23 protein-coding genes are annotated in these 22,031 nt (G+C 62.6%); 14 read left to right on the top strand and 9 right to left on the bottom strand.

What is annotated here, in order from left to right:
* Positions 1–4: 4 nt before the first annotated feature.
* Together FJ958_RS24605 and FJ958_RS24600 are read right to left on the bottom strand one after the other, a co-directional pair.
* Positions 5–781 (bottom strand): alpha/beta hydrolase-fold protein, encoded by a 777-nt coding sequence (locus tag FJ958_RS24605; RefSeq protein WP_140746368.1) that lies wholly within the window; start codon positions 779–781, stop codon positions 5–7.
* Between the two features lie 5 nt (positions 782–786).
* Positions 787–1,953: an ATP-grasp domain-containing protein gene (locus FJ958_RS24600; RefSeq protein ID WP_140746365.1), complete on the bottom strand. Its 1,167-nt coding sequence runs from the start codon at positions 1,951–1,953 to the stop codon at positions 787–789.
* Positions 1,954–2,479: 526 nt separating this feature from the next.
* Here FJ958_RS24600 and leuA point away from each other — a divergent pair.
* From leuA to FJ958_RS24575, 4 genes are all read left to right on the top strand, one after another.
* Entirely contained in the window at positions 2,480–4,156 is a 1,677-nt protein-coding gene (gene leuA / locus FJ958_RS24590) for a 2-isopropylmalate synthase (protein ID WP_181176503.1), read from the top strand.
* A 241-nt stretch (positions 4,157–4,397) separates the two neighbouring features.
* Positions 4,398–6,173 carry a hypothetical protein gene (locus tag FJ958_RS24585; protein ID WP_140746359.1) on the top strand — a complete coding sequence of 592 codons (1,776 nt, stop codon included), beginning with the start codon at positions 4,398–4,400 and terminating at the stop codon, positions 6,171–6,173.
* A 173-nt stretch (positions 6,174–6,346) separates the two neighbouring features.
* A complete protein-coding gene (locus FJ958_RS24580) occupies positions 6,347–7,150 on the top strand; it encodes an alpha/beta fold hydrolase (protein WP_140746356.1) in 804 nt (267 codons plus the stop codon).
* Between the two features lie 112 nt (positions 7,151–7,262).
* Positions 7,263–7,877 carry a hypothetical protein gene (locus FJ958_RS24575; RefSeq protein WP_140746353.1) on the top strand — a complete coding sequence of 205 codons (615 nt, stop codon included), beginning with the start codon at positions 7,263–7,265 and terminating at the stop codon, positions 7,875–7,877.
* Here the strand turns inward: FJ958_RS24575 and FJ958_RS24570 are convergent.
* On the bottom strand, positions 7,861–8,790 hold the full coding sequence (locus tag FJ958_RS24570; RefSeq protein ID WP_140746350.1) for a metallophosphoesterase: 930 nt from the start codon (positions 8,788–8,790) through the stop codon (positions 7,861–7,863). The genes FJ958_RS24575 and FJ958_RS24570 overlap by 17 nt on opposite strands.
* A 71-nt stretch (positions 8,791–8,861) precedes the next feature.
* Between FJ958_RS24570 and FJ958_RS24565 the strand changes: the two genes are divergently transcribed.
* Positions 8,862–9,356: an NUDIX domain-containing protein gene (locus FJ958_RS24565; RefSeq protein WP_140746347.1), complete on the top strand. Its 495-nt coding sequence runs from the start codon at positions 8,862–8,864 to the stop codon at positions 9,354–9,356.
* 1 nt (position 9,357) lies between these two features.
* Here FJ958_RS24565 and FJ958_RS24560 read toward each other — a convergent pair whose 3' ends face one another.
* Positions 9,358–10,347 (bottom strand): glutathione S-transferase family protein, encoded by a 990-nt coding sequence (locus FJ958_RS24560; protein WP_140746344.1) that lies wholly within the window; start codon positions 10,345–10,347, stop codon positions 9,358–9,360.
* A gap of 265 nt (positions 10,348–10,612) precedes the next feature.
* On the opposite strand from FJ958_RS24560, the gene FJ958_RS24555 reads away from it, so the two are divergent.
* The 5 genes from FJ958_RS24555 (at position 10,613) to FJ958_RS24535 (ending at position 14,397) form a co-directional block, all read left to right on the top strand.
* A complete protein-coding gene (locus tag FJ958_RS24555) occupies positions 10,613–11,149 on the top strand; it encodes an N-acetyltransferase (protein WP_140746341.1) in 537 nt (178 codons plus the stop codon).
* A gap of 157 nt (positions 11,150–11,306) precedes the next feature.
* Positions 11,307–12,068, top strand: coding sequence for a 3-hydroxyacyl-CoA dehydrogenase (locus FJ958_RS24550; RefSeq protein WP_140746338.1), 762 nt, complete (start codon positions 11,307–11,309; stop codon positions 12,066–12,068).
* Positions 12,069–12,212: 144 nt separating this feature from the next.
* Positions 12,213–12,992, top strand: a complete 780-nt coding sequence (locus FJ958_RS24545; protein ID WP_140746335.1) for a HugZ family protein — start codon at positions 12,213–12,215, stop codon at positions 12,990–12,992.
* Positions 12,993–13,147: 155 nt separating this feature from the next.
* Entirely contained in the window at positions 13,148–13,492 is a 345-nt protein-coding gene (locus FJ958_RS24540; protein WP_140610792.1) for a metalloregulator ArsR/SmtB family transcription factor, read from the top strand.
* Between the two features lie 107 nt (positions 13,493–13,599).
* Positions 13,600–14,397: an RNA methyltransferase gene (locus FJ958_RS24535; protein ID WP_140746333.1), complete on the top strand. Its 798-nt coding sequence runs from the start codon at positions 13,600–13,602 to the stop codon at positions 14,395–14,397.
* Positions 14,398–14,547: 150 nt separating this feature from the next.
* Here FJ958_RS24535 and FJ958_RS32475 read toward each other — a convergent pair whose 3' ends face one another.
* The 3 genes from FJ958_RS32475 to FJ958_RS24525 all read right to left on the bottom strand — a co-directional run bounded on the left by FJ958_RS32475 (position 14,548) and on the right by FJ958_RS24525 (position 16,576).
* Positions 14,548–14,670: a hypothetical protein gene (locus tag FJ958_RS32475; protein ID WP_281406684.1), complete on the bottom strand. Its 123-nt coding sequence runs from the start codon at positions 14,668–14,670 to the stop codon at positions 14,548–14,550.
* 58 nt (positions 14,671–14,728) lie between these two features.
* Positions 14,729–15,880, bottom strand: a complete 1,152-nt coding sequence (locus tag FJ958_RS24530; RefSeq protein WP_140746330.1) for a hypothetical protein — start codon at positions 15,878–15,880, stop codon at positions 14,729–14,731.
* Positions 15,881–16,039: 159 nt separating this feature from the next.
* The gene (locus FJ958_RS24525) at positions 16,040–16,576 is read right to left on the bottom strand and encodes an EipA family protein (RefSeq protein ID WP_226890392.1); all 537 of its coding nucleotides are present in this window, start codon (positions 16,574–16,576) and stop codon (positions 16,040–16,042) included.
* A 384-nt stretch (positions 16,577–16,960) separates the two neighbouring features.
* Here FJ958_RS24525 and FJ958_RS24520 point away from each other — a divergent pair, with 384 nt between their 5' ends.
* Positions 16,961–17,590, top strand: coding sequence for a histidine phosphotransferase family protein (locus FJ958_RS24520; RefSeq protein ID WP_140746327.1), 630 nt, complete (start codon positions 16,961–16,963; stop codon positions 17,588–17,590).
* 247 nt (positions 17,591–17,837) lie between these two features.
* Positions 17,838–18,206 (top strand): response regulator, encoded by a 369-nt coding sequence (locus tag FJ958_RS24515; RefSeq protein ID WP_140746324.1) that lies wholly within the window; start codon positions 17,838–17,840, stop codon positions 18,204–18,206.
* Positions 18,207–18,315: 109 nt separating this feature from the next.
* On the opposite strand, the gene ctrA is transcribed toward FJ958_RS24515, so the two are convergent.
* Positions 18,316–19,011 (bottom strand): cell cycle two-component system response regulator CtrA, encoded by a 696-nt coding sequence (gene ctrA, locus FJ958_RS24510; protein ID WP_140746321.1) that lies wholly within the window; start codon positions 19,009–19,011, stop codon positions 18,316–18,318.
* A gap of 451 nt (positions 19,012–19,462) precedes the next feature.
* Between ctrA and FJ958_RS24505 the strand changes: the two genes are divergently transcribed.
* Positions 19,463–19,840 (top strand): flagellar export protein FliJ, encoded by a 378-nt coding sequence (locus FJ958_RS24505; RefSeq protein WP_140607091.1) that lies wholly within the window; start codon positions 19,463–19,465, stop codon positions 19,838–19,840.
* Between the two features lie 415 nt (positions 19,841–20,255).
* On the opposite strand, the gene FJ958_RS24490 is transcribed toward FJ958_RS24505, so the two are convergent.
* The gene (locus tag FJ958_RS24490; RefSeq protein WP_006203587.1) at positions 20,256–20,531 is read right to left on the bottom strand and encodes a DUF1153 domain-containing protein; all 276 of its coding nucleotides are present in this window, start codon (positions 20,529–20,531) and stop codon (positions 20,256–20,258) included.
* 287 nt (positions 20,532–20,818) lie between these two features.
* On the opposite strand from FJ958_RS24490, the gene mnmA reads away from it, so the two are divergent.
* Positions 20,819–22,009, top strand: coding sequence for a tRNA 2-thiouridine(34) synthase MnmA (gene mnmA, locus FJ958_RS24485; RefSeq protein ID WP_140746318.1), 1,191 nt, complete (start codon positions 20,819–20,821; stop codon positions 22,007–22,009).
* Positions 22,010–22,031 lie beyond the last annotated feature (22 nt).

Genomic DNA, 22,031 nt, shown 5'->3' with positions numbered 1-22,031 from the left:
GAGTTCAATCCAGCCTGTGCATCAGATCCTCATCCAGCCAGCGGCCGAAGAAATAGACCAGCTGCTTGTGCCACCACGGCCAGTCATGGCTGACGTCGCCGCCCCAATAGTCGACCCAGGCGGGAATGGATTTGTGGCGCAGGATCTGTTCGAGCTGGCGCGTCTCCACCAGCATGCGCTCTTCCCAGGCGCCCTGCCCGCAGCAGAAGATCAGCCTGAGCGCCTTCAGCCGGGCCAGCAGCTTCGGGTCGACGATCCCGGGCAGGTAATCGAGCGGCGAGTTGTAGAAGATGTCGCCCTCCAGCGCCTTGCCGAAGAAATCGCGGGCCGAATAGACGCCCGACAGCGCGATGACGCCGCTGGCCAGTTCCGGAAAGCGGAAGACGAAGTTCGAGGAATGATAGCCGCCCATCGAACAGCCTGAAAACAGCGGCTTCAGCTTGCGCCCGCCATTGGCCTGCGCCGCCGTGGCGAGGAACTCCGGCAGTGCCTCCTCGCGCACATAGCGGAAATAGGCCTCATGGCGGCCGATGCGATGCGCCTTATCGGCATGCTTGTCGAAGAAGGATTCCGAATCGATGCCGTCGACCGTGAACAGCTGGATGCGACCGGTGTCGATGAACTCGGCTAGCGCGCCCACCCCGCCAGAATCCTCGAACTGGTAGAAACGCCCCTGCGAGGTCGGAAACACCACCACCGGCCGGCCGGCATGGCCGTAGCGCTTGTATTCCATGTCGCGGCCGAGATTGCGGGCGAAAGCCTTGTGATAGGAAATATCCATCGGCTTCAAGCCTTTTCCGCGTGGATATAGGCGACCGCCTCGCGCAGCGCCACCTGATCCTTAGAGCGCATCTGGTAGGCGTAATTTCCCATGGCGCGGCTGAAAACCTCTTCTATCGGTTGATGATGGACGATCTTGTCCTTGTGGGCGGCTAGCACGTCCTCATGGCTGTGCAAATAGTGGAGGTGCCGCTTGCGGCTGGCATAGGCGGTGAAATACTTGCCCTCATAGGGCCCGCCAGCGGCGTCCTTGACCACCATGTCGGCCCATGCCGCATAGACATCGATATCGAACGTGTAGTTGATCGCGTCCGTCATCCAGGCGCCGGGCGGCCGCATGTTGACCTCCAGCGCGATGATCCGATCATCCCGGGTCTCGAACAGCTCTATATGGAAAAAGCGCTCGCGCACATCGAATGCCTTCAGGATCTTGCGGCCGGCTTCCTCGACCACGGGCCTGATGTGGGGAAAGCAGGTGTAGCTCATGTGTCGGTCCTTGTTGACCACCTCCATGACGCTCTGGTCGTAGCGGTGGCTGGCCGCCAGCACCACTTCGCCGTCGCGGTTGACCAGCCCGTCATAGGTCACCACCAGCCCCTCGATGAACTGCTCCATGACGAAGGTCACATCCTCGGGCTTGTCCCGGAAGAACTGGTCGAGCTCCCTGGCATTGGAGATCTTGAAAGTGTTCGAGGCGCCGGAGCCCGAATCCGGCTTTACCACCACGGGATAGCCGACGCGGCGGATGAAGGTCATGGCCCCCGCCCTGTCGGAGCATTTGCGCTGCGCGATGGTCTCGACGCCGCTTTTGCGGAAAAAGGCGCGCATGCGGCTCTTGCGCTTCAAATTCTTCACGAAATCGAGCTTGGTGCCATAGATGTTGAAATCGGTGCGGATGTTGGCTTCCAGCTCCAGCCAATGCTCGTTGAGCGATTCGAACCGGTCGATGCGGCCCCATTTGTGGATGAAATGCCCCATCGCCCGGAACACCGGATCGTAGTCCTCCATGTCGGGGAGGCGATAATATTCCGAAAGGGCCGCTTTGAGCTTGCGGTCAAGCGCGTCATAGGGCGCGTCGCCAATGCCGAGCACCGTGGCGCCGGCCTTCTTCAGCCGGTCGCAGAAATCGGCGCCGTTGGCGGGAAAATGCGGCGAGAAGAACACGAAATTCATGGACAACCCCTCTCCACGGCTGAGCACCGCAGCCCCGCCGGCGCTCAAGTCTGGCGCATTTGCGGCGCGCGGGGAAGAGCATCCGCAATAGGGATAATATGCGGCGTATGCCGGCCCCGCTTGCCTCCCACAGGCCGCTCCTGTATGAGAACCGCCATGAACACGCGCGCCACCACCGCTTCTCGTCAGACCGGCTTTGCCGGCGAGACCGTGCGCGCGCTGGCCTCGACGCTGCTTCTTCTCGGCCTTATCGGCGATCGCCGGGTTCGCTGAAGGAGCGCCCGGCGGTCGAACCGTCGCGCAAGCGCATGCTCCTTAGCCAGTCTCAAAATTGGCGGTCACATCAAGCGAACGAAAATCTGGTAAAGGCGCCACTCGCCATCAATCCGTCCGAGGCGGATCCGAGGGCCGCCGGGAGAACAAGACGATGAACGCACGAGAAGAAATCCGCCCTGACGCCGCGGCAGCCGGCAAGGATATGGGCATGACCGAGTCGGCCCGGGGCATGACGGGGTCAGCCCGGGGCATGCCGGGCGCGGCCCGCAAATATCAACCCTATCCCACCGTCGGCCTCACCGACCGAACCTGGCCTTCGAAGGTCATCGACAAGGCGCCGATCTGGTGTTCGGTCGACCTGCGCGACGGCAATCAGGCGCTGATCGACCCGATGGGCCATGAGCGCAAGGCGCGCATGTTCGCGCTGTTGCTCGACATGGGTTTCAAGGAGATCGAGATCGGCTTCCCCTCGGCCTCGCAGACGGATTTCGACTTCGCCCGCTGGTGCATCGAGGAAGGCAATGTGCCCGCCGACGTGTCGCTGCAGGTGCTGGTGCAGTGCCGGCCCGAGCTGATCACCCGTACCTTCGAGGCGCTCAAGGGCGCCACCAACCCGATCGTGCATTTCTACAATTCGACCAGCGAATTGCAGCGCCGCGTCGTCTTCGAGAAGGATGTCGGCGGCATCAAGCGCATCGCCACCGACGCGGCCAAGATGATCACCGACATGGCGGCCAAGGCCGGCGGCGGCTATCGCTTCGAATATTCGCCGGAGAGCTTTACCGGCACCGAACTCGAGGTGGCGCTGGAAATCTGCAATGCCGTCACCGAGATCGTCAGGCCGACACCAGACAACAAGCTGATCATCAACCTGCCGTCGACGGTCGAGATGTCGACGCCCAATGTCTATGCCGACCGCATCGAATGGATGTGCCGCAATCTCGACAACCGCGAAAACCTGATCATCTCGTTGCATCCGCACAATGATCGCGGCACCGGCATCGCCACAACCGAGCTCGGGCTGATGGCCGGCGCCGACCGCGTCGAAGGCACGCTGTTCGGCAACGGCGAGCGCACCGGCAATGTCGACATCGTCACGCTGGCGCTCAACATGTACACCCAAGGCGTCGATCCGGGCATCGACTGTTCCGACATCAACCGGATGAAGGACGTCTACGAATACTCGAACCAGCTGAAGATCCCCGAGCGCCACCCCTATGTCGGCGAACTCGTCCACACGGCGTTTTCCGGCTCGCACCAGGATGCCATCAACAAGGGCATTAAGGCCTTGAAGAAAGCCAACACCAGCCTGTGGGAAGTGCCTTACCTGCCGATCGACCCGGCCGATGTCGGCCGCAGCTACGAGGCCATCATCCGCATCAACTCGCAGTCGGGCAAGGGCGGCATCGCCTATGTGCTGCAGGCCGATTACGGCCTCAACCTGCCGCGCAACCTGCAGATCGAGTTCAGCCAGGCGATCCAGGCGATCACCGATGCCGAGGGCAAGGAGGTTCCGGCCAAGCGCATTTATGAGCGCTTCCTCGAGACCTATGTCGACCAGCCGGGCGCGCGCCTGAAATTCCTCGACCACCACACTTATCCCGACACCGAGGTGAAGGGCCGGCGGGTGGTCGAGGCGGTCATCCTCGACAATGGCAAGGAGGTGACCATCACCGGCACGGGCACCGGCCCGATCGATGGCTTCGTCGACGCGCTGTCGCGCCATGTCGGCGTCGAAATGTCGGTGCTCGACTATTCCGAACACTCGATGCAGCGCGGCTCCAATGCCTCGGCCATCTCCTATGTCGAGATGGAATATCCCGGGGGCAAATTATTCGGCGCAGGCATCAACACCAACATCGTCGCAGCCTCGCTGGAAGCGGTGATGTCGGCCGCCAACCGTATCGTGAGCCGCAAGGCAGGATAGCGTCCGCCGATGATCGGCGCGAGAGGCCGCACCGGCCTCTCGTGTCGGCATTTTTCGAGCCCGAACAAGGCCTGGCCGCGCCTCGCGACCGTTATTCTGTAGCCAGCGGCGGCCCCGGCCATTAACCACCGGAAAATTATCCCGTTAGGTACGCGATCGCATAATGGGTGCGTACTTGTGTGGCGATGCGGGCACTATATGATCGTGGCTTAACCTGTGCCGACTTCGAAAGGATCGACACTTGCAGCATGCCACGCCTGCCGCCCCCGCAGTGCGCGAGACATTAGAGCGACTGCTTGCCAGCGAAACGTTCGGAAGGTCCGAGCGTGCGCGCAAATTGCTCCGTTATCTTGTCGAACGCGAACAGGCCGGCGAGGCCGACAGGCTCAAGGGCTTTTCCATTGCCATGGATGTCTTCGGCAAGGACGGCGATTTCGATCCGTCGACCGACGCCGTCGTGCGGGTGCAGGCTGGCAGGCTGCGCGAGTTGCTGCAGCAGTATTTCGCCAATGAAGGCATCGCCGAGCCGGTTCGCATCGCGATCCCGCGCGGCGGCTACGTCCCCGCTTATGAACTCAACGCGATCCGTCTGCCGGAAACGGCGAAACCCGCCGGGCGGCCGGACGCGGCAACGGTACCGGCCGAGCACTCCGGCGCTGCCGGCGATGCCATTGCGGCCGCTGCATTGCTGGCACCGGCTGCCGCACCGGCGCCCTCGGTGGCGCGCCACCTCAGGTTCTTCTGGATGGCGATCGCCCTGGTCATCGCCATGCTCGGTGTTCTGATCCTGCGTCAGGGCGGCGGCGTCCTGCTGGCGGGCGGCGAGATCCCCGCTACGTTCGAGGCCACCGGCCTGACCAGCAGCATCGCGCCGTCCTCCACGCGTGAGGCCTTGCCGCTCGTCTATATCGCCGTCAAGGCCGATGGCCCTGACGCCAGCCGTGTCGCCGCTTCGCTGCGCGCCGGCCTGAGCGGCTTCGATACGATCGACTTCATCGGTCGCGACACCGTCGACGAGACTGATCCGGTCGCCAGCGCGACGAGCTTCATCTTCGACATCCTGCCTGGACCGGACGCGGGCGATATCACCATCGAACTGCAGAGCGTGGCGACCGGACGGGTGCTTATGTCGCGCAACCTGGAGGCCACCGACAGCGCGCCATCCGCCATCGAGGACCGTATCGCCGGCATCCTGAGTTCGGCGCTGCCCGCGTCTGGCACGATCTACAGCTATATCGAGCAGAGCGGCATTCAGACCGCGCTGACGCAGTGCCTGCTGCTCAACGACAAATATTATCTCGACCAGAACGCCCAGACTCACGAGGCCGCCTATCGCTGCCTCGAAACCCTTGCCGAGAATGGCGCCAAATCACCGCTGGTCTATTCGGAGCTCGCCTCGCTGCACCTGGAAGCAGTGAACGACCACTACGCCTATCCGCCGGATGCGACGGTCGAGAAGGCGATGACATTCGCCCATCGCGCCGTGCAGATGGGACCGACCAGCCCCTATGCGCATCGCTCCTACGGCTACATCAATTCGCGTCTTGGCAACGCCGACGAAGCGCTGCGCTGGATGCGCAAGGCCTATGACCTCAACCCCTACGATCTCGCCATGGCCGCCGCTTATGGCTACGGCCTGATTTTCGCCGGGCGATACGCCGAGGGCACGCCGATCCTGGCCCATGCGGTCGACGCATCAAGCGGTCATCCGACATGGTGGGACTTCGGACTTTTCGCCGGCGAACTCATGCTTGGCGACACGAACAAGGCCGCGATCGCCAGTTCCTCGCTGAGAACAACCGCAACGAAATCACACTATCTCGCCGCCCGCCTGATCGGCGCCAGGATCGCCGGTCAGGACAAGCTGGCGCACAAGCTGCTCGATGAGCTGACCGTCAAATTCCCGAAATTCTCCGCCAATCCACGCGCGACCTTCATCGACCGAAAATACCCGGCCGATCTGATCGAGCGGCTGGTTGGCGCTTTGCGCGCGGCCGGGCTCGGCAATGCGAGCTAGCATGTCGCGTCGAGGGGCCGACGGGTGGGATAGCGACATGCGGGGACAAGAACTCAAAAAGGCCGGCCTGCTGTCGACAGCTCCCGCCAATCGCGAAAATTTTACTGGCCATCGCGCTGGACAAGGAGCAATCCAGCCGCATTCCCAACGCCCGCAATAAAGCTTTCAGATTCATGGTCGCATCGCTTCATGCCGCCGAACAGGGTGTTGGCTCGAAGGCCATCGTCCTGCTGCATGGTTTCGGCGGCTGCCACGATGTCTGGCGCGAGGTGATCTCGTTGCTTGCGCCTCCCGCTCGCACGCTTGCCTATGATTTGCCGGGCCACGGGCTCTCGCTCGATTTCCCGGGTGCCGGCCCGGCCAAAGTGGCGGCAAGGGCCATTCTGGCCGATCTCTCCGCACGGGCACTGAAGCGCGTTCATCTGGTCGGCCACTCGATGGGCGGCGCAGTGGCGGCGCTGATGGCGCTGGCAGAGCCGGAAAAGGTGGCCTCGCTGAAACTTCTGGCGCCCGGCGGCTTCGGCCCCGAGATCAACGGCCCGCTGTTGCGCCGCTTTGCCGCCGCAAAGGACCTGTCCGAGATCCGGGCGTGCCTCGCCGCCATGTCGGGTCCACTGACCCGGCCATTCGATCACACCATCGACGTCCTCCGCGACATGCGCGGGCGACCTGGCCAGTTGCGGAAACTCGTCGAGATCGCTGCCGCCATGACCAGGGACGACCGGCAGGGTGTCATCCCGCGTGACCAGTTGGACAGGCTGACCATGCCGGTCATGGTGGCGTGGGGAAGTGACGACGCGGTGCTGCCCATTACCCAGTCGGATGACCTGCCGGCGCACTTTCATGTGCATCACGTGCTGGAGGCCGGCCATATGCTGATCGAGGAAGCGCCTGATCTGGTTGCAAGCATCATTCGGCGCAATACGAGCCGCCGCGCCAGGCCGCCGCGCCCGAAACTCATCGCCGCGACCGGTTGACTTTTTCGCATCCGGCATCCGCTGGGCGCCCCCGATCCCTGTGATCTCGCCAGTGCATTTTGCCGGCGTCTGTGTTAACTCGCTGTTAACCAAACCCGCGAGGCAGACGCCGATGAAGGACGCAGGCGAAAAGATCGATCCGTCAGGGAAACTCTCGGATGCCATCCGTGATGTGAAGAATGCCTTCGCCGATCGCGACGATGTCGTCGTCGACATGCGCGAGGCGCATCGCATGCGCCTCGATCTGCTGGCCGCCGAACTCGCGCCCGTCTTCGCCGATGTTCCGGCCGACATGGACAATTTCGACTTCGTCGTTTCCTCCGGACTGCAGCCGCGCCTGTGGATCGACGCCGTCAGCCATGTCGCCATGGGGCGCGACCGCCGAACCTACCGCTTCCTCAAGGACACTCGCATCGGCCGCGTGGTGCTGGCTGAATCGACCGAGATGAAGTCGGTTGCCGATTCCGTCACACGCTACGTCGCCGAGCGCATCGTCGAACGCCAGAGGATGATGGAAGGCGGGGTCGAACCGGCCGTGGCCGGCATCAGGCGGGCCGAGGTGGCGGAAGCCGAGCCGCCGCTGCGATCGCCGCAACACGGCAAGGGCTGGTCGGCCTTCCTGTCTGGCGTTGGCCTGATCGCCGCCGGCGCCCTGGTCGGCCTGGCTGTGTCGATCGCCCTGTTCTGGGACCGCCTCGTGGCGATGGGGCTCAGCCTGCGGCGGTAGCCGCCGCGGCCTCGACGCCGATCTCCAGCGTCTGCAGGTCGGCGGGCGGTATTGCGGGTCCGGTCAGCCCGCGCCGCGTCAGGCGGATGCGCCAATCGCCTTTTTCGCCATCGATATCGAACAGATTGTATTGTGCTGCCGGATGCTTGCCGCCCGGCGCCTGGCCGGCCGCGGCGACACCGACCACCGGAACCTTGGCACTGCGGGCCCCGATCTGGAACAGCGACGGCAGATGCGAATGGCCGTGCAGGACGAGTTCGGCGCCGTGCCGGCGGATGATCTTGTGGAAGCGCGCGATGCCGAACAGCCGCTTGTGCTGGGAGACGGCGCCGCGCACCGGCGGATGGTGGATCATGATGGCGCGAAACAGGCCTTGCCCGCCGGTGTCGCGAAGGATCTTGCCGAGCCGCTCCGCCTGCCGTTCCATGAAGAAGCCGTTGGCCATGAAGGGGGCCGTGGCGCGCGCCGTCGAGACCCCGATCAGCGCGACATTGTCCCGCACGCGCAGATAGGGGAATGCATTGCGATCGACCGGTGTGTTGACGCCGTCCCCGCTCATCCAGGCGGCCCACGACCGGCAGATCTTGTCGAAGGCGCCGGGCACGTAGGCATCGTGGTTTCCTGGAACCACCGAAACGTCGTGCGGCGGTCCCAGCGTCTCCAGCCAATGCTTGGCCATCTCGATCTCGCCATCGAGCGCCAGATTGACGAGGTCGCCGGTGACGGCGAGATGGTCCGGATTTTGCGCCTTGACGTCGGCGACGATGCTGTCGATGACGGCATCATGCATGTGGCGGCGGCGATTACGTTGCCAGTTGACGTAGCCGAGCACGCGCTTGGAGGCGAGATCGCGATAGGATACATCGGGGAGCGGCCCCAGATGGACATCGGAAATATGCGCGAGCCTGAACATGGATCCTTCATAGGCGACCGGCGCCCCCCTTTCCACAACAGCTTGTCTTTCCACCCCCGGTTTCGCACCTGATGGCGGACCCGGAAGACGCCTTCCGCCAGACAGGTTGGGCGGGGTTCAGGGCAAGGCTGTTCCATCTCTATTTCGTGCTGCGGCGACCGATGACGCTCGGTGTGCGCGGTCTCGTTTTCGACACCGCCTCCAACTCCGTCTTTCTCATACGCCACACCTATGTGCCCGGCTGGCAGCTTCCCGGCGGCGGCGTCGAGGTCGGTGAGACGATGGCCGAGGCACTGGCCCGCGAACTGGCCGAGGAAGGCAACATCGCGATGACCACGCCGCCGGTTTTCAAATCGATGCATTTCAACCGCCGCGCCAGCCGCCGCGACCATGTCGGTTTCTATCTGATCGAGCAGTTCAGCCAAACGACACCGAAGCTGCCTGATCACGAGATCGCCGAGGCCGGCTTTTTCCCGCTCGACCACCTGCCGCAAGGCACGACGCCGGCGACTTTGCGACGGATCGCCGAGGTTTTTGGAGGTGAAGTCGTATCGTCCTACTGGTAAATCAGGCCGCTTCGTTGAACCGCGCCCGGTCATGCGGCGCACCATAGTCCAGTTCCGGCCCCACCGGCACGATCCGCGTCGGGTTTATCGTTTCGTGGCTGCCGTAATAATGCGCCTTGATGTGATGCAGGTTCACCGTGTCGGCGACACCGGTCACCTGATAGAGGTCGCGCAGATAGTTCGACAGGTTTGGATAATCGGCGATGCGGCGCAAATTGCACTTGAAATGGCCGACATAGACCGGGTCGAAACGCACCAGCGTGGTGAACAGCCGCCAGTCGGCCTCGGTGATGCGGCCGCCGACGAGATAGCGTTGCGTCGATAGCCGATCCTCCAGCGTGTCGAGCGCCGCGAACAGCTCGCCGAACGCTTCCTCATAGGCGTCTTGCGTGGTGGCGAAGCCGGCGCGGTAGACACCGTTATTGACGGCGGGATAGACCAGCGCGTTGATCGCGTCGATCTCGCCGCGCAAGGCCTTCGGGTAGAAATCGAGGCTGGCATCGCCCCATTCGTCAAAGGCTGAATTGAGCATCCGTATGATTTCGGAAGATTCGTTGGAGACGATGGTCTCATCCTTTTTGTCCCAGAGCACCGGCACCGTCACCCGCCCCGAATAGATGGGATCGGCCTTGGTGTAGATCTGGTGCAGGAAATCGAGGCCGTAGAGCGAGTCGCCGGTCGCGCCGTCCTCGGTCAAGAATGTCCAGCCATTGGCGCCCATGAAATGATGCACGACCGACACCGATATGATGCTGTCGAGTCTCTTCAGTGCGCGGAAGATCAGCGTCCGGTGCGCCCAAGGGCAAGCGAGCGAAACATAGAGGTGATAGCGGCCAGGCTCCGCCTTGAAGCCACGGCTGCGGCCTCCGGCGGGCTTACCGTCGCGGGTGATCCAGTCGCGCCATTGCGATTGCGTCCGCACGAACTTGCCGCCGCTGCTCTTGGTGTCGTACCAGCGGTCCTGCCATTTGCCTTCGACCAGCAATCCCATGGGGTGTCCTTTCGCCTTTCGCCTCATGTAGAGCGTGACGGGCCCAGGTGGAAATCATCCAGGCTGAACAGATCGTCAATCGATAGGGCCACGCAAAGGGTCGATTGCGGCGGCCGGAAATTGATGCTAGCGGACACTCCGCATGTTCGACTTTGCTTTGATCCGGTTCGACCGACGACGAAAGGGCGCCCGCGCTTGATGAAGCGCTGACTGGCGAATGCTGCCGTTTGCAGCAACCTTTCCTCCTGACCGGATCGCAAAGACCATGAGCCTTGCCGACGTTAAATACCTGCCGGAAACTCCGGCGCACGACCCTGAAATCGAAGCCATCAATGACGAGGCCTTCGGGCCTGGCCGTTTCGTGCTGGCCGCCTACAAGATCCGCGAGGCCGGCGGCCACGAGCGCGCGCTGTCCTTTGTCGCCGTCGATGGCGATCTTGTCGTCGCTTCGGTGCGCATGACCCGCATCGCCGCCGGTGCCGGCCGCGCCCTGATGCTCGGACCGCTCGCGGTGCGGCCTGCCTTCAAGAATCTCGGCATTGGCCGCCGCCTCGTGGCGATCGCGCTGGAAGCGGCCGCCAAAGCCGGCGCCCCGGCCGTCATGCTGGTCGGCGACGAGCCCTATTACGGGCCGCTCGGCTTCAAGCGCATTCCGCGCGGCCAGATTTCGATGCCCCGCCCTGTCGATCTCGACCGCCTGCTGTCACATGAGATCACGCCGGGCGCGGTTGCCAGGCTTACGGGCGAGGTCTGTCATGCCAGTCAGGCCAGGGTCGCCGAGCATATGTCGGCGATGGCTTGACCTTGCCCGTCGATCTGGGCCTGATCCATCCCTGTTCTCTTGGAGCAATTCCAGGAAAAGTGTGAAACGGTTTTTCCGTCACGAATTGCGTCAAAACAAAGATGAGCGGTTCGGCGCTTCCATGAAACGATGAACCGCTCCAGGAAAGGATAACGCCATGAACCCGAACGGCCAGATCGCGATCGTGACCGGCGGCGGCTCCGGCCTTGGCGAGGCAACGGCGCGTGCGCTTGCCGCGAAGGGCGCCCGCGTCGCCATTTTCGACGTCGGCATCGACCGCGCCGCAAAAGTGGCGGCCGAGATCGGCGGTATTGCCGTCCAATGCGACGTCAGCAGCGCCGACAGTGGCGCCGCCGCCGTCGCCGAGGTGACGGGCAAGCTTGGCGAGCCGCGCATCCTGGTCAACTGCGCCGGCATCGCCATTGGCGTGAAGACGATCGGCAAGGATGGGCCTCATCCGCTCGACCAGTACCGCAAGGTGATCGAGGTCAATCTGATCGGCACCTTCAACATGATCCGCCTCGTCGCCGACCGCGCCGCCAGGCTCGAGCCGCTGCAAGGCGGCGAGCGCGGCGTCATCGTCAACACCGCCTCGGTCGCCGCCTATGACGGCCAGATCGGCCAAGCGGCCTATTCCGCCTCCAAGGGCGGCGTGGTCGGCATGACGCTGCCCGTCGCGCGCGACCTTGCTCGTTCGGGCATTCGGGTCTGCACCATCGCACCAGGCATCTTCAAGACACCGATGATGGCCGGCATGCCGCAGGACGTGCAGGATTCGCTCGGTGCCGCCGTACCGTTCCCGCCCCGCCTCGGCGCACCATCCGAATATGCCGCCCTTGCCCTGCACATCATCGAGAACCAGATGCTCAACGGCGAGACCATCCGCCTCGATGGCGCCATCCGCATGGCGCCGAAGTAATGCACGTCGCCAAAAGCATGCGCACGGGCTTGACCCGAGGGTGCGAGCGGTTTTTGGGATAACGACGTGCCGGGTGCGCTTGCCAGGACCGGCATCATCGTCTGATAAGTGGAATAGAAAAATCAACTTAACAGGGCGACAACCTTGGACGATAAAAAGAAGGACGTGATCCGCGAAACCGAGGCCAAAGCGATCCGCTTGGCGAAAACACTTCTGCGCAGTGCCCGCTTCGGCGCATTGGCCGTCCTGGAGCCGCAAACCGGATCGCCGCTGGCGAGCCGGGTCGGCGTGGCCACCGACATTGACGGCGCGCCGCTGATCCTGGTGTCGATGCTGTCGGCGCATACCCCCGCTTTGCTTGCCGATCCGCGCTGTTCGCTGCTGCTCGGCGAGCCAGGCAAGGGCGACCCTCTGGCCCATCCGCGCCTGACGCTGATCTGCCAGGCGTCACGGCTCGAACGTGGGTCGGACGCGCACGTCCGCGCCGAGCGCCGCTATCTCAACCGCAATCCCAAGGCGGGGCTCTATGCCGGACTTGGCGACTTCTCCATCTTTCGCCTCGAGCCGCAACGCGCCAGCCTCAACGGCGGCTTCGGCAAGGCCTATCTGCTCGATCGGCCCGATCTCGTCACCGGCGGACCGGTCGTCGACGAGCTTGCGGCGAGTGAACAATCCGCCGTCGAGCACATGAATGCCGATCATCTCGACGCGATCGCCGTTTATGCACATCATTTTGCCGGGGTAGCCGGTGGCGGCTGGACCATCGCCGGTTTGGACGCCGATGGCATGGATCTGGTGTCCGGGGACAATATTTGCCGGGTATTCTTCCCGCAACCTTTGGCGGCCGCACGGGAATTGCGGCCCGTTCTGGTCGATATGGCCAGGAGCGCCAGCGCGGCAGCGCGGACACAGAGCGAGATTTAATTGCATTTGATCGAAAGCAACGCTTGAGATTTGAAAGAAATGTTCTAGGCTTTAGCTATGGTGCTGACTCGTCAGCGGCCTTTCGCGAGTGAATTTATGGATTCAGGCACCATTGCCCCCATGGTGCCTCGATGAGCAAACAGCATGGGGCATTCATGGTCTCGACAAAGCTAATCGCCAACGCCGAATCGGCGGCCGAATTTCTTATGCTGATGGGCAACGAAAAACGGCTGTTGATCATGAGCTATCTGATCGACGGTGAAATGTCGGTCGGCGCTATCGCCGAAAAGGTGATGCTCAGCCAATCCGCGCTCTCGCAGCATTTGGCCAAGTTGCGCGCGCTCGACCTCGTGGACACCCGTCGCGACCGTCAGATGATTTACTACTCCTGCAAATCCGATGCGGTGCGCGAACTGCTTGTCATGCTGGACGGTATTTTCGGCAGCGGCAAGGAGGACCTGTCCCAGATGGCGCAGAGATTGCGCCGCGCCGGGACTTGACCGGACGCTCCCGCGGCCGTTTACCTCGCTGACGATTTTAGGAGCACGGTTCGTGCGTCTTTCCCGACGCACCAACCGCGCTTTGGATCTTTGAGCAAAGGACATCTTTGGACCCGATCCGCATCGACGATCCACGGGATCCACGCGTCGCAGCCTATCTCGATATCCGCGAACGCGATCTCGCCGGTCGGCAAGGCCGCTTCGTCGCCGAAGGCAAGGTGGTGCTCGACCTGCTTTTGTCGTCCGGCCGCTTCGGGGCGGAATCCGTGCTGGTCCTGGAAAACCGGTTCGGCGGCCTGAAGGACATATTGCATAAGGCGCCCTCGGACCTGCCGGTCTACGTCGTCGCCGGCGCGGTTATGGACGCGATTGCCGGCTTCCACATGCATCGCGGCATCCTGGCCATCGGCCGAAAGGAGACGCCGCAACCGGTCGAGTCATTGCTGGATGCCTTGCCCGCTCAAGCCTTGGTCGTGGTGCTCGTCGGCATTGCCAATCACGACAATATGGGCTCGATCTTCCGCAACGCCGCCGCCTTCGGCGCCGATGCGGTATTGATGGATGCGACATGCTGCGATCCGCTTTATCGCAAGGCGATCCGCGTTTCGGTCGGCGCCGCGCTCAAGATCCCTTTCGCGTCCTTCACCGACACCGCGGGCTTCACGGCGATGCTCGCCGAACGGGGCTTTGAACAATTCGCGCTCTCGCCCCGCGGAAAGACCGACATACGCGATGCAGGGCCAGCCGCGCGCCTGGCGCTTTATCTCGGCACCGAGGGCGAAGGCCTGCCCGAGACCCTGCTTGAACGCCTGCAAACCGTGCGGATCACCATGTCGAAAGGCTTCGACAGCCTGAATGTCGCGGCGGCCTCAGCCATTGCGCTGCATCATTTCTCGCCTCGTTAGGCAGGCCGCCTTGGTGATGCATCTACGCGACGTGTTTTCGCCAAGCCTGCGCTCCGCGTCGTGCCGGTGTCGCTCGGTGCAACTTCCACGACGAAGGCCTGCATGTCGTCGGCCATCGGTATAGGAGCACCCGAAGACTTCCAGCGCGCATCACGCGCTATTCTTGTCGCGTCGACCACCGATGTCGTGCCATCCATCCAGCAGGGCGAAAAGCACAGGATGGAAGTACCCTGCCGCCAGCCATCCAATCGCGAGCACCGTGTAAAGGATCATGGCCTTCCAGATGGTGATGCCATGTCACGGGCGCAACGCCGATAGCCGCACAACCGCGTCAGTTCGCGGCCGCCTTCTGCAAGGCCCGCACGCGGTCGGCGAGGCTGCGGTCGCCGCCATCGGATCGGCTGTCCGTGGGCGCCGCCAGCGCCTTGGCGATCGGCGAGTCAGGTCCTTCGAGCTTCGCTGTCAGGTGGACGACTTCGGCCGCCAGCTCGTTCATCTGCTCGCGCAGCGCGGCGCTGCCATTCGTCGAACCTGACGATGCCATGGCAGCGAGATCCGCCTTCAGCCGCTTGTTCTCACGCGCCAGCGCCGTCAGCCTTGCCTCCAGCCGTTCGCGATCACTGTCGAGCTTGGCGATCGCCCGGTCCACGTCGTCGCGCCTGCTGGCCTCGTCATGCCGGTCCGCTTCATTCGGCTTGCCGACCAGCCGCAAGGCCGGCGCGCCGTCCTCGGCCTTCGCGTTTTCACGCAGCCGGGCCAATTCCTTTTCGCGGCGATCGAGCTTGTCTTCGCGATCGGCGAGTGTCGCGAGCAGCCGTTCAACCTTCTTGTCGAGTTCCGCCGCCCTCTTCTTCTCGGCCTTCAGGGCATCGCGCACGGCCTTGCTTTCGGCCGCGATCTCCTGATGGCGCCGGTCTGCTTCCTTGCGCTGGCCGCGCAGCAGCGCAATGTCGCTGGCGAGCTTCTGCAACTCGGATTCGCGCGCCACGAGTTCGATCTGGCGGCTGCTGGAGGAGAAGCTGGCGTCATCATACATGAGCTCCAGCTTTTCGAACTCGAGCGCCCGCTTCTCCAGCTTGCGTTCGGTCTCCTTGAGCCGCTCCGAAAGCTGATGCAATTCCTCTTCGCGCTGCCGCAGCGCCTCGTTCTTGGCGCCGAGTTCGGCGAGCGCCTGATTCTTGTCCGTGCGCTCGACCGCCAGCCCCTTCAACGCCTCGCGGCCGCGATTGATCTCGACGAGTTGTTCGGCCGCCTTCTCGCGCAGCGCCTTGACGTTCATTTCGAGGCGGCGCGTGGTCATGGCATACTCGGCGCGGATCCGGTCCTTGTCGGCCTGGATCTCGGATTGCGTCAACGGGATCGAGGCTTCGATGCGCCTGCGGGTCAGCGTGACGGCGCGCCGCCAGACGGCAGGAGCCACGATCAGCGCCAGAAAGCCGGCACAGAGAAAGCCGAGGGCGAAGAACAGGACTGACTGAACCAAAGGACTACCCGCTATCGGCGGCAACCGCCTGAACTGGACCGCATCATACTGGCATGGCGGAAATCCGGCGCTGCGGCAAGGTCTTGCCACAGCGCATTGGGGGTCACGGGCCTACAAATCCCATCGAAAAGCCGGCTTTGCGATCATGACGGATTGGAATCAGAAGGGGTTCCAGGTCGCCCGCTCGGTCAGCTTCAGGTAGCCGAGATTAACGCCGAGTCTGGCGCCGACACCGGTGCGGATCGGCACCAGAAGCACATTGTTGTTCTTCAGCACGTTGAAGCCGATACCCGCCACCACATAGGCCGACCCGGCCACGCCGCCATAGCGGTTGTAGAGGTTGCCGACATCGTCGAGATTGTAGACCAGCATCATCACCCGGGATCCCTCACCGCCGAAATCCCAGCCCAGCGACGGGCCCTGCCAGAACACTTTGTGATCGCCGGCATTCTTGGTGTAGAGCGTGCCTTCGCCATAGGTCAGGCCGCCGATCAGAGCGCCCGACCCTTCCTCACCAAGCAGATAGCCATTGGGCAGTCCGTAAGAAGCGAAGATTTTCTCGATGACAGTGGCGAGCCCGCCCGATGTCGCGCCGAAGAACTTGTGGCCGGAATCGATAATCTCCTGAGCGGTGTATTCCTGGGCTCGCAGGGCTGAAGTCGAGAAGACGAGAACGCCCATGAGCGTGACCGCCATTGTAAGGACGCGGAGGAAACTCCGGTCATAGAATCGGGAAAACATGCTTCCAATCTCCGTCATGGAGCACTTTCGCCGACGCCTCGCACCCGGTCCGGCTCTTTAGGCGGCCGTTAAGGATGACTGTTAGGGGCAAACTATGCCGTAATTCTTTTTCAACCATTAACTCCCACAGGAAGATGGCGGTTCGAAGGCTGACTTGGGGGCGCGGCGCTGGCAGCCTGCGCGAACACGCCATTTGGTCCGACGACAATTTTGGATTTGTTGCTGTACATACGAGTGCTGTGTATTCAGAAAGCCTCGGGTTGGAGCGTGATTCGTGTGGGCAGCGCGACAATCGATCGCTCGGCCACGAATTGTGGAATTTTGCAGGGATTTTCACCGATGGCCGATTTGTTCACCCTTTCCGCCCCTGACCTGGCGGCGCTTCTGTGCAGCCGCGTCTGCCACGACATCATCTCGCCGGTCGGCGCGATCAACAACGGGCTTGAACTGCTCGACGAAGGCGGCGCCGACGAAGACGCCATGCGGCTCATCCGCCAGAGCGCCAGGAATGCCTCGGCCCGCCTGCAGTTCGCCCGCATCGCCTTTGGCGCGGCCGGTTCTGCTGGAATGCTGATCGACACCGGCGACGCCGAAGCCGTTGCCATTGCTTTCCTCAAGAATGAAAAGCCGGAGCTGACCTGGAAAGGGGCCCGCGCGCTGCTGCCCAAGAACAAGGTCAAGCTTCTGCTCAACCTGATTCTGGTCGCCAATGCCGCCATTCCGCGCGGCGGCAAGCTGGTCGTGACCCTCGAGAATCTCGAAACCGAGCCGCGCTTTTCCCTCTCGGCAAGCGGGCCGATGCTGCGCGTGCCGCCAAAATTCCTCGAGCTGCATTCCGGGCACAAGCCGGAAGAGCCGATCGATGCGCATTCGGTACAGCCCTATTACACGCTGCTTCTGGCCCGTGAGGCCGGCATGACGATATCGATCCACGCGACGGCGGAAGAAATCGTGCTTTCGGTAGCCTGAGTACCCGGCCGGTTTGACGGGAGCGCAAAGTATTTCAGCCGCGAAATATTGCCGTGACAGCTCGACCGGAAGCGTTGAGCTTCTCCTAAGCGGCGGCATCGAAGCATCCGCAAAGAAAAGCCTGCCGGATGGCATCTTTGCAAAAATTTTACCCAAAGGCTTTTCGGCTTCTTTACCGGATCGGTCTAGGATGCGCGTCAGATGCCCGACACGACCGGATTGCCCCAGGGCAAAAGAGGACCCGGAAATGAAACGCTGCATGTTCGTCGACGATTCAAGCGTCATCAGAAAGGTTGCAAAACGCATCCTGGGCGGTTCCGACATGATGGTCATCGAGGCAGCCAGCGGACTTGATGCGCTGGAGATGTGCGCCGCCGACATGCCCGACATCATCATCGTCGACGGCGCCCTGCCGGATGTGCAGGCGGTTGACCTCATCCGCCGCGTGCGCGCCATGGAAAGCCCGATAAAGCCGCAGATCCTGATCTCGCTGGTCGAGCTCGATATCGCGTCGATCATGCGTGCCAAGCGCGCCGGTGCCCAGGGCTATCTGCTGAAGCCCTTCAATCGCCCGCAGCTGCTCGAGCGCTTCCGCACGCTGAAGATCGCCGCCTGATTCGGCAGCAGCCCACCCTCATTGCCGACCTTATTGCCGGCTCACGACGCAAAAAACCCGGCCGGAGCCGGGTTTTTGTCGAATTGGATATTCGGGCCGCGCTCGCCGCTTAGGCGCTGACGCGGATGTCTTCGGGCTCGCGCAGCACATAGCCGCGACCCCAGACCGTCTCGATGTAGTTCTGGCCACCGGAGGCGGCATCGAGCTTCTTGCGCAGCTTGCAGATGAAAACGTCGATGATCTTCAGTTCCGGCTCGTCCATGCCGCCATAGAGGTGGTTGAGGAACATTTCCTTGGTGAGCGTGGTGCCCTTGCGCAGCGAAAGCAGCTCCAGCATCTGGTATTCCTTGCCGGTGAGGTGCACGCGCTGGCCGCCGACTTCGACGGTCTTGGCGTCGAGGTTGACCACCAGGTCGCCGGTGGCGATGACCGACTGGGCGTGCCCCTTGGAGCGCCGCACGATGGCGTGGATGCGCGCCACCAGTTCGTCCTTGTGGAACGGCTTGGTCATATAGTCGTCGGCGCCGAAACCGAGGCCGCGTACCTTGTCCTCGATGCCGGCCATGCCGGAAAGGATGAGGATGGGCGTCTTCACCTTGGAGAGGCGGAGCGTTCTCAAGACCTCGTAGCCGGACATGTCGGGCAGATTGAGGTCGAGAAGGATGATGTCATAGTCGTAGAGCTTGCCTAGATCGACGCCCTCTTCACCGAGGTCGGTGGTATAGACATTGAAACTTTCCGATTTCAGCATCAGCTCGATGCTTTGTGCGGTTGCACTGTCATCTTCTATCAGCAGAACACGCATTTCATTCCCCTTTTCTGCTGCCGGACCATTTCACGACCCGTTGTGCCCCGGAGCAGTGGTTGCCTTGTGCAGAGGCTGCCATCGAATGGTTAACAAATCCTAATTTCCCGTCCATGACGGTATCAGATTTTTTAACCTCTTTCTACACCCTCTTGAATCTAATAATGAATCACGGACCCAAATTCCTAATGCAACACATTAACAACCTGGACTAAGCGACTCCAGGGACTCATCGACGCGCCTTCGCTTCGGCGGCCGGAATTTTTACCCGGCCTTAAGTCCTGACCCGTATGATTAACAATGCCCGTAAACGAATGGTTACCGTCGGCAAAAAACTTTAGGGTTTTGTTTCCCATAGTGCGGGGAAAGCCGGTGGACACGGGCAGCGCTTGGGCCTTTCCAAGTGGTTTGGACGATATTTGCGGGTGTGCGTTTCCGGGAGTACCGAATCATGAAGTCACGTGAAAACCTCGTTCGGCTGAAGCAGTTTCAGGTGAATGAGAAGCGGCGGCAGCTGCTGCAACTCGACATGATGATCGCCGAGTTCGAGCGCATGGCCGTCGAACTGGAGCTTCAGATCACCGCCGAGGAAAAGAAAGCCGGCATCACCGACATCAATCATTTCGCCTATCCGACCTTCGCCAAGGCGGCGCGCTTGCGCCGCGACAACCTCAGAAACTCGCAGAGCGACCTCGCCCAACAGCGAAGCACCGCCGAATCATTACTCGGCGAAGCTGAAGCGGAGCTTTCCAAGGCTGAAATGCTGGAATCGCGCGACACCAAGATCCGCGACGCCGAAACCGGCGGCCGCAGCGCGATGATCGGCTGAAGCGGCCGGAATCCGCACCGTCGGGCCCGCCCGGCCGGGTGCGCGGCTCCGCGCGGTTCTTGAGGGCGACCTCGAACCGGCTCCGGCCGAATTGCCGCGGAATATCTCCGATCTAAGCGGCCCATTCCCCTTCATTTGCGGCAATCGCCCTTGCACGGGCATCCTTGATGTCCGGCGCGTGCTGTTCGGCCCACGAAGGCCAAGGCCAGCGCTGACGGCATTAGGGTCGAGCGCATGTCGGTCGCGCCCGACCGCGAAGGCCTCGCCGGTGCCGTCCACGCCTTCCTGGCCACCAAGCCGATTGGCAAGGTGGTGCTGGCGGTCTGACCGCCAGAAGGCGCGCTTCCAGGAATGAAGAATCGCGACGGAAAACAAAAGAGCGCGGAGTCCGCGCCCTTTTCCAAACTCTTTACAGTCAGTGCCGGTATTGCTGGATGCGCGTGGTGCGCAGCCCGGCGAGGCCGTATTCGTCGATCGACGCCTGCCAGGACAGGAATTCCTCGGTGGTCAGCTTGTAGCGCTGGCATGCCTCTTCGAGGCTCAAAAGCCCGCCGCGCACCGCCGCAACCACTTCCGCCTTGCGCCGGATAACCCAGCGACGCGTGTTCGTCGGCGGCAGATCGGCGATCGTAAGTGGGCTGCCGTCGGGCCCGATAACATATTTAACTCTAGGTCTAACCAGATCGGTCATCGTACTCTCTACAAAAACATCAAAGACCCAATCCCCGCCACGTTACCGCCACAGCTTTAAAAATTGCCTAAGCAGTCCCTAATGACTAGGTAAGGATCGTGAACGCGGCGTTAGTCTTTTCGCAAGCATTTGAAACATCCGGCTGCAAGCCTTGAATCGGCTGGGGAAACCTGTCCGATCTCGGCATTGGCCACATCCAGTGAATCGCCCCGCAAGCTGGCGCCGTGGGAAAGCTTGACCTATATTCTCGACATTGGCATTGAGGCGCCGCGCAGAATGAAAGCATCATGAACAGTCTCGATCTTCCCGGACATCCCGAAAACACCCGCATCGTGGTCGCCATGTCGGGCGGCGTGGATTCGTCCGTGGTCGCCGGCCTGTTGAAGCGCGGGGGCTATGATGTCGTCGGCGTCACCTTGCAGCTTTACGATCATGGTGCTGCGACCCACCGGGCCGGCTCCTGCTGCGCCGGGCAGGACATCGACGATGCCCGCCGCGTCTCCGAGACACTGGGCATTCCCCACTATGTGCTCGATTACGAGGAGCGCTTCCGCAAGGCGGTCATCGATCCCTTTGCCGAAAGCTATGTCGCCGGCGAGACCCCGATTCCTTGCGTCTCCTGCAACCAGACGGTGAAGTTCGCCGATCTCCTGGCCACCGCCAAGGAGCTGGGCGCCGATGCGCTCGCCACCGGCCATTATATCCGCTCCGGCACCAATGGCGCGCACCGTGCGCTGTTCCGGCCGGTCGATGCCGACCGTGACCAGAGTTATTTCCTGTTCGCCACCACGCAGGCGCAGATCGACTATCTGCGCTTTCCGCTCGGTGGCCTGTCGAAGCCGCAGGTCCGCGCCATTGCCGAGGAGATGGGGCTCACGGTGGCCGCCAAGCAGGACAGCCAGGACATCTGCTTCGTGCCGCAGGGCAAATATTCCGACATTATCGCCAAGCTGAAGCCGGCGGCCGCCAATCCGGGCGACATCGTCCACATCGACGGCCGCGTGCTTGGCCGTCATGAAGGCATCCTGCGCTACACGATCGGCCAGCGCCGCGGCATCGGCATCGCGTCAGGCGAGCCGCTCTATGTCGTCCATCTCGACGCCGAACGGGCTCGCGTCGTGGTCGGTCCGCGCGAGGCGCTGGAGACGCACAAGATCTACCTGCGCAACATGAACTGGCTTGGCGACGGACCTCTGGCCGATGTCCCCGCCGGCGGCCTCGAGCTGTTCGCCAAGGTCCGCTCGACCAGGCCGCCACGTCCCGCGGTGCTGCGCCATGAGGCTGGCGTGACCTCGGTCGAACTGGCCGATGGCGAGTCCGGCATCGCGCCCGGACAGGCTTGCGTGCTCTATTCCGACGATGGCAACGAGGCCCGTGTCTTCGGCGGCGGCTTCATCGAGCGCTCTGAGCGCGGCGCCGAGGCCGAAGCCATGCTGAGCCGGCTTGCCGCGCAGCCAGCGCGGGTTCCCGCCGAATAGGACGCTGTCCTCTCAGCGGCCG

This window comes from Mesorhizobium sp. B2-3-5 (genome assembly GCF_006442395.1).
Lineage (GTDB): Bacteria > Pseudomonadota > Alphaproteobacteria > Rhizobiales > Rhizobiaceae > Mesorhizobium.
The sequence above is the reverse complement of the archived record's forward strand: the minus strand, read 5'-3'. Positions and strand labels throughout refer to the sequence as shown.